Source organism: Pseudomonas sp. 05L36 (assembly GCF_056398125.1).
This window is the reverse complement of record NZ_JBFTOU010000017.1, coordinates 42963-55152: the sequence shown is the minus strand read 5'-3', so window position 1 is coordinate 55152 and position 12190 is coordinate 42963. Positions and strand designations below refer to the sequence as shown.

The 12190-nt window shown below is 58.9% G+C and carries 4 protein-coding genes; 2 read left to right on the top strand and 2 right to left on the bottom strand.

Annotated elements, in window-relative coordinates:
* Positions 1-175: 175 nt before the first annotated feature.
* Positions 176-1261 (top strand): ABC transporter substrate-binding protein, encoded by a 1086-nt coding sequence (locus AC1DKH_RS18625; RefSeq protein ID WP_477798887.1) that lies wholly within the window; start codon positions 176-178, stop codon positions 1259-1261.
* Between the two features lie 6 nt (positions 1262-1267).
* Here the strand turns inward: AC1DKH_RS18625 and AC1DKH_RS18620 are convergent, their stop codons facing one another.
* A complete protein-coding gene (locus AC1DKH_RS18620; RefSeq protein WP_123356846.1) occupies positions 1268-1489 on the bottom strand; it encodes a DUF2970 domain-containing protein in 222 nt (73 codons plus the stop codon).
* Between the two features lie 176 nt (positions 1490-1665).
* Here AC1DKH_RS18620 and AC1DKH_RS18615 point away from each other — a divergent pair, with 176 nt between their 5' ends.
* Complete coding sequence (locus AC1DKH_RS18615; RefSeq protein ID WP_477798886.1) at positions 1666-8310, top strand: NEL-type E3 ubiquitin ligase domain-containing protein; 6645 nt, start codon at positions 1666-1668, stop codon at positions 8308-8310.
* Between the two features lie 148 nt (positions 8311-8458).
* Here AC1DKH_RS18615 and metH read toward each other — a convergent pair whose 3' ends face one another.
* Positions 8459-12169 (bottom strand): methionine synthase, encoded by a 3711-nt coding sequence (gene metH / locus AC1DKH_RS18610; RefSeq protein ID WP_477798885.1) that lies wholly within the window; start codon positions 12167-12169, stop codon positions 8459-8461.
* Positions 12170-12190 lie beyond the last annotated feature (21 nt).

Here is a 12190-nt window from a genome sequence, read left to right as displayed (position 1 = left end):
TTTTGTTCCTGATCATTCTGGTCGTGGGGACGGCGGTTTTCTGGGTCAGCCATCAGTAAACGACCCCGTCCGGGCCCGGTTCCGACGATTGTCTGACTAAAACCGGAAAAATCGCCGTTTTACGGAGGTTCGCTGGATATAATCCGCGGCGAATTTGCGGGGGCTCGGACGATCAATGTTGAAGTTCTTCTGTGGTGCAGTGCTGGCGCTGGGTATGGTCTGGGGACCATGTGTCCAGGCGGCGTCCGTATTGTTCCTCAATCCAGGGACCACCCAAGAGGCGTTCTGGGTCAGTTACTCGCAATTCATGCAGGCCGCGGCCAAGGACCTTGGCATGGATTTGCACATCCAGTATTCCGAGCGAAACGCTGAAACCACACTCAAACAGGCCCGCGAAGCCCTGCAAGGGCCGAATCGACCGGACTATCTGGTGTTCGTCAACGAACTGTACGTTGCGCCCGAAATCCTGCGTCTGGCTCAAGGCAGCGGTGTGAAGCTGTTTCTGGTCAACAACGGCCTGACCGCAGACCAGGTGCGCTTGCTCGGCGCTCAGCCGGACAAGTATTCCGACTGGTTGGGCAGCCTGGTGCCCGACAATGAGGAGGGCGGCTACTTGATGCTCAAGCAGCTGATTCGCCTGCATCGCCCGGTCGCGCCCGGTCAGGCCATTGATCTGGTGGCCTTTTCCGGCCTGAAGAACACGCCAGCCGCGCAACAGCGTGAGAAGGGCATGATGCGGGCATTGGCCGAACACCCTGAAGTGCGGTTGCGCCAGTTGGTCTATGGCAGCTGGACCCGCGAGCGCGCCTATGAACAGGCCAGGTTATTGTTCAAGCGTTATCCGCAAACGTCGCTGGTCTGGTCGGCCAACGATGAAATGGCCTTTGGCGCCATGCAGGCTTACGCCGAAACCGGAGGCCAGCCCGGCAAGGACGCGCTGTTCAGTGCCATCAACAATTCACCGGCCGCGTTACAGGCGCTGTTGGATGGGCGGTTGAGTGTGCTGTTGGGCGGCCACTTCACTCTGGGTGGTTGGGCGCTGGTGCAGCTGCACGACTACGACCAGGGGGTGGATGTCAGCCAGTACGGTGGGCGCGACCGGCAGATTCCGTTGTTGCAGCTGATCGATCACGCACAAGCCAAGCGATTGCTGGCTTTGAGCTCAACTCAGGATTACGGTGTGGATTTCCAGAAACTCTCGGCCAAGGGGCGACCGACGTCCTGGCGCTACCCGTTCAGCTTGCAAGCCCTGATGCACTGAGCCGGTTCAGATACCCGCCAGGTACACCACCAGTTTGACGATGCCAAACAGCGTCAACGCGAACACTGCCGTGAACAGAATCCCCAGAATCACGAAATGACTCGGCTTGCCGTGGGTGAAATCCCGGGCCCGATTCTTCCCGCTCTGTACCCCGAACGCGGCAGCCAGCACGCTGTGCAGCATCTGCCAGAAGGTCGGCGGTTTGTTGTTGTCGACTGGATCGTCCATAAATCCCTCGCCTGTATGTAGGTTCCCAGAGCATAGCCAATCCCGGCGTCGATGCCGTGACCGGCCAGGTGACGATTGAAGCAGTTTGTAACCAGTCCACCGTTGGCAATAATTATGTACCGCAGATTGGCCTCCCTGACGTGATGTCCTGACGTTCCATTTGTCAGGAAAACATTATGTCCATTTCAAACAATAACGCTCCCCCGTTGAAGTCGCGGGTATCAGGTAAAAGCAGCATCCACAGTGAACTTCTTCAACGCAAGACTCCCGACTGGTTGATCAATGCAACGCCTGAACGACGCGTTGCATTGAAGGATGCCGGCACACAATTGCCAGGCTGGTATCAGCGCGCATCCATCCAGCAACAGAATGCGTTGAGAGAGCGCTTCAGCGCCAGCCTTGCTTCGCAGACCCGGCTGGACAAGACCCTGTCGACTTTACAGGACATCGACACGTTCGCCAGGCCCTTACTGGTCAAGGCCCTGAAAGACCGGTTTGGGGTTGACGCAGATGTCGACAAGACCCTGGTGTGTCTGCGACGGCCGCTGGCAATTGGTGTGCTGGAAGTAGAAATCTCATCCTTCGAGGTGATGAAACTTTCATTGCTGCAGGCTGCACTGCATAACTTCGAAGCGTCCGAGTGCGAAAAGGGCGCTTTCCATGAAAAGTCCGCTTTTGTAGTAGAAACGTCGACTCCTGGCACGTTCCAGGTTGCCAACATCGACCTCACGATCAGGCAGTTCCTGTCCTTGTGCCGTACGCTGGATATCGGTGCGCAGTACCAAATCTATGTAAAGGCGTTTTTCCAGCCTGCCGAGGCGCAGGTTGAAGCGACGCTGCGCCGGCAATTCATCGACAGTCAGAAGACCGCAATGAGGGCGGCTGCGGAGCTGGCGTTGCTGAAAAAGGATATCGAGCCCGCAGACTACAGGATGATCCTTTCGGTCATTGATGGTGAAGTCCATCCCCGGCTGGGTGGCAAGCCGGTCTGGTTTAGCGACCTGAGCCTGATGAAGCGCAGGATGACCGGTTGCGTCGTGTTCGCCATCTGCGAACAGTACCGCTATACCGATGAGTTCATTGTTTATGTTCCTCATGATCCGCAGCATCCGCTCAAGCGATACACCTCCGCGCAGTGGCGCGAAGAGTTCAAGCGACAGTTCACGGCTCGGAATACAAAGTCTGCCGACAATGGAGGGCCGACGGCGCACCAGCGCTTTTTCAGCCAGTTCGTGGCTTACGCCGAACGCCCTTATTACTTCAGCCAGTTCACTCGTAAAGCGGCGGGTTCACCCACGGATCCTTTACATTCCATCTGGTTCAAGGTTGTTCAGTACATTCCTCCGTTTTCGGACATCGTCAGAGTCAAGGAGCTGCCCCCTGAGCATCAGGGTAAGCGGGAACCGGTGGACGATCCTTATCTCAATCCCAGCGAAATCAATCGTGTAGATGCGGCAGGAGTCTGGTCTGCCAACACCGATCCGTGGACGTATCTTTACGAACAAAACCGGGCGAAAGTCATCGCCGATGCACGTAGCCATGCGGTTCCCACGGCTGACGTCGATGCCAGGGTACGGGCGGAAAAGCTCAATCATCTGCTGGAAGTCGGCATGCTGGGGTTGAACCTGGTGTCGATGTTCGTGCCGGTACTGGGCGAAATCATGCTGACGGTGATGGCGGGTCAATTGCTGTATGAGTCTTTCGAGGGGGCGATCGAGTGGAGTGAGGGTGATCGCAATGCCGCCAAGGCGCACCTGATCGATGTGGCGGAAAATCTTGCGCTGATCACCGTGATGGCCGGCGTGGGCAAAGGCTTGGGTAAACTGGCAGCGGTGAAACCCGAACCTGTGGTCGAGCGCCTGGAGCAAGTCAAATTGCCCAATGGTGAAACGCGACTGTGGAAGCCGGATTTGCGCGCCTATGAGCTTGATGTCGCGCTGGCGGCCGATGTCCGGCCGAATGCCTTGGGGCAGTACCGGGTCAATGGCAAAACCTGCATCCGGCAGGCCGGTAAAGTCTATGAAACCACCTACGATGAATCGCTGAAAAAATGGCGCATTCAACATCCGACCGATGCGCAGGCCTGGCAACCCGTTCTTGAACACAATGGGCAGGGAGCCTGGCGCCACGGGCTGGAGCGGCCGCTGGAGTGGGATCGCTTGACCCTGTTGCGGCGCATGGGCCATGCCACCGAGGCATTGACGGACAATCAATTGCTTGAGGCCGCTGATATCAGCGGCGTCAGCGACAATGCCTTGCGCAAGATGCATGCGGATAATTTACCTGCGCCCCCTGAACTGACAGAGGCCCTGAGGCTATTCGTGGCAGATCCAGGAGCGGCACCCATCATCGAGCAGCAAAGCAGCGCGCCATTCATCGCAAGGCTGCGGCGAGCGTGTCCGGGGCTGAGTGATTCTGCAGCCCGAAGAGTTCTGCTCGACGCCAATGCCGAGGAGTTGACACGCCTGCGGAACACCCAGCGAATTCCGCTGAAAATGCTCGAGGAGGCCCGCTGGTACGCGCAGCAGGGGCGTCAGGTGCGGGCTTTCGCCGGTCTGTACCGGGACAATATGACTTCCCCCGATAGCCAATGGCTCGCCCTGCATGCCCTGGAAAAGCTGCCGGGCTGGTCCGGCGAGGTGCGTCTGGAGGTTCGTGACGGTCACGTCAACGGTCCGCTGATCGATGGCATTGGCCGCGAGAACGCCGCAAGTCGCAAGTATGTCGTCAAGCAGGGGGCGGCCTACCAAGCGTTCGATGAGCGAGGAGAGGCGCTCAATAGCGTGCCCCGCAGTGGCGACAACTTCTTCAGTTCCATCATGCATGCCTTGCCCGATGAGTCCCGCCAGGCGTTGGGGGTTCCGCACGTCGGTCAAAGCGCCGGGTTGCAAACGGCGATTTTTGACTCGGCAGTGCAACACCGGGTGCAGTTAATGCAACATCTGGAGAGCCGGGCCGGCAGGCGCGCTGTGTTCAAGCCCCCCGTGCGAGTGAATGAGCGACAGGTGGGTTACCCCGCCAGTGGGCGCGGACAAGGCTTGAATCCTTCATTGGTCGCTCGGGTTCAGTCTGTCTATCCCGGGCTCTCCGATCAAAACGCCAGCAGTTTTATCCTGAAGCAGTTGCGGGCCGGGAAAAGCGACACACAGATTTATGGCTTATTGCAGGAGCGTACGCGTGAGTGGGAGGCGCTTGAGTCAACGCTCGACCAATGGGTCGGGACACCGGAGCCTGATTTGCAGACCGTACTGGGGGGCAAAAGCGCTGTCGCGCGAAATCTCAAGGAATGCTGGCGTAATTCGCCGTTGGCAGAGCAATTGCCTTTCTACAGTTCGCTGGATTTGACCTGTGACGACCCGATTCCCCCGCTGTCGGCGGATTTTTCGCATGTGCGTGAGCTGAGCATTCAAGGGCGGGGCATTACTGATGCCAATGCCGACGAACTGCTGGCAAATTTCCCCGGATTGAAAAAACTCAGGATCAATGCAACGGGAGGTGAATTCAGTAATGTGCCAGAGGCATTGGGCAGAATGCGGGAACTTACAGGGCTGAGCCTTTACTCAGCCTCTCCCCGCGCGTTGGATATGCCCTCAAGGTTAGGTGCATTGACGACGCTGCAGGAGCTCGACGTTTATTCTTCGGATCTCACGCCGATGGCCCTGGATGTCAGTCGTTTGCGCAATCTGCGCAGGTTGGCAATATCCTCGCGCGCGCTGCGTGAATGGCCGGTCGGGGTGCTTGATTTACCGGTGCTGGAACGCCTGAACCTCAACGGTACCGGAATCGGAACATTGCCTGACGGGGTTTTCCTGGGGCATGAAAAACTCTGGTCCGGCTTGTCTCTGGACTGGTCGAACTTCTCGCGTGAACACTTCAAACCGGCGTTTGAGTACGTCACTAATCACCCCGAGCACCTGGTTGATCGGGAGGAAATGGTCAGGGGCTACTGCAAGGGTGAACTGTCGCGTCTTGCCGTGGGGATGAACGGGTCGCTCGAAGGCATGTTCAATCAGTTTTTCGAGCAGTGGCGGGAGGCAGATGCACGGTTCGAGGCGGTCGATGCCTTGAGCCAGATGTCAGGTGTGCTCGATCGTCAACTGAAAGACTGGACCCAACGCGTGATGCAGACGCCAAAGGCGATCAATGAGGTGCTGGGGCGGACAAGGGCCACGATGTCCATCAAGGCTTGCTGGCGCAACGGTGCATTCAAACGCTACGGCGCGACGGTCGACGCCACGTTGCTCGATTTGCCGAACCTGGAACTCAGTGAATTCCCCGACTTGCCTGGCGCGGCTTTCGCGCATGTTCAGCGGTTATCTTTGAAAGGCGTGAAAGCGCCTGCTGAAAAAGTCCGTGGCTTTGTTCGGGGGTTTACCGAACTTCAACAACTCGATCTGAGTGGCAGCGGGTTGACCGCTGTGCCAATTGCAGCGGGTGATCTTATGAAGCTGACCCGTCTGGACCTTTCTGGCAACGCGATTGTTGACGACCCTGCGCTGGCCCATGGTTTTGATGGATTGCACGAACTTGAATATCTGGACCTGCACAACAATCCGCTGAATTCGCTGGATGTCAGTCATATGTCGCGTCTTAAAGCCTTGGACTTGCGGGCGACCCACCTGCATGAATGGCCGACAGGGGTGCAAGATTTGCCAGAGCTGAGCTGGCTGGATTTGCGCGACAGCAGGATTTCCTCGTTCCCGGAGACGGTGCTTGAAAGCGAGCTGCTGCTCAAGACCGATCTGACCGGCACGCCATTGACCCCGCAGGCGGTGATTGTGCTGGACATCGCCCGCAGGCAGATCGAGCTGGAGCGTGGTCTACCTGAGGGCACCCTGAAAAGGTTCGCCCAGGGGAGGGTGCCGTCAGTTTTTCCTCCGACCGAGAGCGGTTTTTCCATCGCTCGCCATTTGCTGCCCCTGCCGAAAATTCCTGTGGGGGAAGGGGCTGCGCATCTTGTCAGGCGCCTGCAGCGGTTAAAGCCGATGCTCGCGGAAGATGAAGCCCTGCAAGTGATTGAACAGCTGCGCGAGAGCGGGGCTAACGAGGTGCAAATCAGCGAGCGGATTGCCGGATGGGACCGGACCCATGATGAACTGACGTGCCAATTGAACGGCTGGCTGTTCGCACGCGCGTCAAGTGGCGCTGATTGGGTAGCCTCATCGGCAAGCCGCAACCAGGCCGCATTGCGAATCCTTGATTGCTGGCGTGAGAGCCTGAGTGCCGCGCAAGGTGCTGCAGACACCGTGTTGAGTCTCGACGGCCTGCAATTGGGCGATCTTCCCGAATTGCCCGCAGTGTTCGACCACGTGGGCACGTTGATCCTGACCGGGACAAGGCTGGGTGAACAGGGCTCCGATGGGTTTCTACAGGCTTTCAAGCAGCTCAGGACACTGGAGCTCGATGGCAATGGCCTGCAAGCGGTCCCCGAGCCGGTTGGCCGGATGCACACCCTTGAACGACTGGATTTGTCCTCGAACCGATTCAGCGATAGCGATCATCTGTATGCCTCGTTGAACCTTCTGCAGCGTTTGCAATGGCTGGATCTGAGCTACAACGCACTGGATGAATTCGATCTCGGCGTTTTTGAGCGATTGGAGACGCTGGATCTGCGTAACAACAATTTGACCGAATGGCCGGTTGGCGCGCTGGATACCAGTCATCTCAGGACGCTGAACCTGAGTGGAAACGACATCACGTCGATTCCTCCACAGGCCCTGGATGGCAGCCATGACGTGCTGATGTCGGGCACGGACCTCAGCGACAACTTCAATCTGTCGCTTGAGGCCCTTGAGCAAATGCAGGAGTTTCGCGAAAGGGGGGCGCGCGCCACCGTTTTTGGATACTCGCGCGTTGATCTGGACCAGTGGATTGATCAAGCGCGTAATGAAAGTGAAGCGGTCAGTGAAAGCAGCATCGAATCTGATGAAGATCTTTCCGGCAGGGAACTCGAGGTCGAGCAGAAGGCACCCTGGTTGGCCAATGCCCCTCCCGAGGAGGTAGCCAGCAAGACTCGGCTCTGGAATCAACTGGCGGCGGAACCGGACAACGCGGCGTTCTTCCATTTGCTTTCACGGTTGCAGGACACGCGTGAGTTCCAGGTAGCAAATGCCGACCTGACGCGACGGGTCTGGACAGTCATGGAGGCCGCCGCTGGCAACACCGGACTTCGAGAAACGCTGTTTGCCAGTTCAAACACTCACGGCACCTGTGTCGACGGTCGAATCCTGACCTTCAGTGCGCTGGAAAGCACGGTGTATACACACAATGCCTTGCAAGAAGTGTCTGCCGAATGGCCCGGTGCAAAAGGCAAAGCCTTATTGAGGTTGTCCAGACGGCTTTTCCGATTGGACAAGGTCGATGAACTGGCGACGAAAGCCGCTACCCATGCCGGTCAGGATCAGGCGGAAGTACGCCTGGGTTATCGAATCGGCCTGACCGGCGGGTGGGACGATGGCCTGGAGCTGCCGGGGCAGCCGAAGCACATGACGTATGCCTCTGGCGTCACGCGGCAACAACTGGCGGACGCGCGCGCGGAAGTCGTCAATGCGGAGCGGTCCGACGGGTTTTTCGAAGACTTGATCCAGCGCGACTATTGGGTGGATTACCTCAAGGAGAAATACCCTGAAGTGTTCAGGGCACTTGATGAGGCGCAGAGTCAGGCAGGGGAGGATGACGGTGCTGATAGCGCCGATGATGGTGCCTTCTTGAACCAGCTGTTCGAACAGGCGGCGGCGCGCAATGCGAAGATGATCGAGTTGTCCCGAAAGGAGGTTGCGGGTGGGGAGCCGCAACCGGGGACCTCGGCCAGAAGCAGCTGAATCAGCCGCCGGATAACTAATGTAGGAGCGAGCCTGCTCGCGATAGCGGTCTATCAGTCAACATCAATGTTGAATGATGTTCCGCAATCGCGAGCAGGCTCGCTCCTACAGAGGGCCTTGCCAACCACAATGTGGTTGGCAAGGCTGTTTAGTTGTCGTAACCCAGGTTCGGCGCCAGCCAGCGTTCGGTCACGCTCAATTCCTGGCCTTTACGCGAGGTGTAGCTCTGCACCTGGTCCTTGTCGATCTTGCCCACGGCAAAGTATTGCGCCTGCGGGTGAGCGAAGTACCAGCCGCTGACCGCCGCTGCCGGGAACATCGCGTAGTGTTCGGTGAGGAACACGCCGCTGCGGCCTGCGCGCATTTCTTCGGCTTCTGGATCGAGCAGGGCGAACAGCTGGGCTTTCTCGGTGTGATCCGGGCAAGCCGGGTAGCCCGGTGCCGGACGGATGCCGGTGTATTGCTCTTTGATCAGCGCCTCGTTGTCCAGTGTCTCGTCCTTGGCGTAACCCCAGTAGTCTTTACGCACCTGCTGGTGCAGCCACTCGGCACAGGCCTCGGCCAAGCGGTCGGCCAAGGCCTTGACCATGATCGAGTTGTAGTCGTCGCCCGCGTCCTGATAGGCCTTGGCGACCTCTTCGGCACCGATCCCCGCGGTGGTGATGAAGCCACCCACGTAGTCGGTCACTTCACTGTCTTTGGGCGCCACGAAGTCGGCCAGGGAGAAGTTCGGCTTGCCGTCGGTCTTGATGATCTGTTGACGCAAGTGGTGCAGCTTGGCCATTGGCTTGCCGTCATCGCCATAGAGCTCGATGTCGTCGTCATGCACCTGGTTGGCCGGCCAGAAGCCAAACACCGCGCGGGCGCTGATCAGTTTCTCGTCGATCAGTTTGGTGAGCATTTCCCGGGCATCTTTGTACAGCGATGTGGCGGCTTCACCGACCACTTCGTCCTGGAGGATGCGCGGGAACTTGCCGGCCAGGTCCCAGGATATGAAAAACGGCGTCCAGTCGATGTATTCGGCCAGAACGTTGAGGTCGATGTTGTCCAGCACCCGCGTACCGGTGAAAGTCGGTTTGACCGGCGTGTAGCTCGCCCAGTCGAATTGCGGCTTCTTGGCGATGGCCGCGCCGTAGCTCAGGCGTTCGGTGCGGGCGCTGCGGTTGGCAGTGCGCTCGCGAACCTCAATGTAGTCCAGGCGGGTTTTCTCGACGAAGCCGGCCTTGAGTTCCTTGGACAGCAACTGGGTCGCCACGCCCACGGCGCGGGAGGCGTCGGTGACGTAGATTACCGCGTCGTTGCTGTACTTCGGCTCGATCTTCACCGCCGTGTGCGCCTTGGAGGTGGTCGCGCCACCGATCATCAACGGCAGGTGGAAGTCCTGGCGCTGCATTTCGCGGGCGACGTGGACCATTTCATCCAGCGACGGGGTGATCAGGCCGGACAGGCCGATGATGTCGCACTTCTGTTCCTTGGCCACTTGCAGGATTTTTTCCGCCGGGACCATCACGCCGAGGTCGACGATGTCATAGCCGTTGCAACCCAGCACTACGCCAACGATGTTCTTGCCGATGTCGTGCACGTCGCCTTTCACGGTCGCCATGAGGATCTTGCCCTTGGCCTGCGGCTTGTCGCCTTTTTCCAGTTCGATGAACGGGATCAGATGCGCCACGGCCTGCTTCATCACCCGAGCGGATTTCACCACCTGAGGCAGGAACATTTTACCGGCGCCGAACAGATCGCCGACGATGTTCATGCCGGCCATCAGCGGACCTTCGATCACTTCGATCGGGCGGCTGAAGGACAGGCGTGATTCTTCGGTGTCTTCAACGATGTGGGTGGTGATGCCTTTGACCAGCGCATGCTCCAGACGCTTGTTGACGTCCCAGTTGCGCCACTCTTCGGTCTCGGCTTCCTTGACGCTGCCGTCGCCCTTGTACTTGTCGGCGATGGCGAGGAGGGCGTCGGTGCCTTCCGGGGTGCGGTTGAGGATCACGTCTTCCACGGCGTCGCGCAGCTCCACCGGGATCTGGTCGTAGATCTCCAGTTGGCCGGCGTTGACGATACCCATGGTCAGGCCGTTACGGATCGCATACAGCAGGAACACCGAGTGAATCGCCTCGCGCACCGGGTTGTTGCCACGGAACGAGAACGACACGTTGGACACGCCACCCGAGGTCAGGGCGTACGGCAGTTCGTCACGGATGTAGGCACAGGCGTTGATGAAGTCCACAGCATAGTTGTTGTGTTCTTCGATGCCGGTGGCCACGGCGAAGATGTTCGGGTCGAAAATGATGTCTTCCGGCGGGAAGCCGACTTCGTTGACCAGAATGTCGTAGGAGCGTTTGCAGATTTCCTTCTTGCGCGCTTCGGTGTCGGCCTGGCCGGCTTCGTCGAAGGCCATCACCACCACGGCGGCGCCGTAGCGCTTGCACAGCTTGGCGTGATGGATGAACTGCTCGACGCCTTCTTTCATGCTGATCGAGTTGACGATGCCCTTGCCCTGGATGCACTTGAGGCCGGCTTCGATCACTTCCCACTTCGAGGAGTCGATCATGATCGGGACGCGGGAGATGTCCGGTTCGCCGGCGATCAGATTGAGGAAGGTCACCATGGCCTTCTTCGAATCGAGCATCCCTTCGTCCATGTTGATGTCGATCACCTGGGCGCCGGCTTCGACCTGCTGCAGGGCGACTTCCAGGGCTTCGGTGTAGTTGTCTTCGCGGATCAGGCGGGCGAACTTGGCGGAGCCGGTGATATTGGTGCGCTCGCCGACGTTGACGAACAGCGAGCTGCGATCGATGGTGAACGGCTCAAGGCCCGAGAGGCGGCACGCCTTGGGAATGTCCGGAATCTCGCGCGGCGCATATCCGGCCACAGCCTTGGCGATGGCTTCGATGTGGCCCGGCGTGGTGCCGCAGCAACCGCCGACGATGTTGAGGAAGCCGCTCTGGGCGAATTCTTCGATGACCTTGGCGGTTTCCGACGGCAATTCGTCGTACTCGCCGAATTCGTTCGGCAGGCCGGCGTTCGGGTGCGCGGAAACGTGGGTGTTGGCCTTGTTCGACAGCTCTTCGAGGTACGGGCGCAATTCGCGGGCGCCGAGGGCGCAGTTCAAACCGACGGAAATCGGCTTGGCGTGGGCCACGGAGTTCCAGAACGCTTCGGTGGTCTGGCCCGACAGGGTGCGGCCCGAGGCGTCGGTGATGGTGCCGGAAATCATGATCGGCAACTCAATGCCCAACTCCTCGAACACGCCCTGTACGGCGAAGATCGCGGCCTTGGCGTTCAGGGTGTCGAAAATGGTTTCGATCAGGATCAGGTCGGCGCCGCCTTCGATCAGGCCTTTGGTGGACTCGGTGTAGTTTTCCACCAGTTCATCGAAGGTCACGTTGCGGTAGCCGGGGTTGTTCACGTCCGGGGACAAAGAGCAGGTGCGGCTGGTCGGGCCGAGCACGCCGGCAACGAAGCGCGGCTTGTCCGGGGTTTCCAGGGTCTTGGCGTCGGCGACCTTGCGCGCCAGGCGTGCGCCTTCTACGTTTAACTCATACGCCAGGCCTTGCATGCCGTAGTCAGCCAGGGAAATCTGGGTGGCGTTGAAGGTATTGGTTTCCAGAATGTCGGCGCCGGCGTCCAGGTAGGCTTTTTCAATGCCGCCAATCACATCCGGGCGAGTCAGTACCAACAGGTCGTTGTTGCCTTTGACATCGCTTGGCCAGTCAGCGAAGCGTTTGCCACGGTAATCCTGCTCTTCGAGCTTGTAGCTCTGGATCATCGTGCCCATACCGCCATCGAGAATCAGGATGCGCTCTTTGAGGGCGTGCTTGAGAGCTTGAAGGCGAACGCTGCGATCGGACATTTGGACTACTCGGTAAGACCA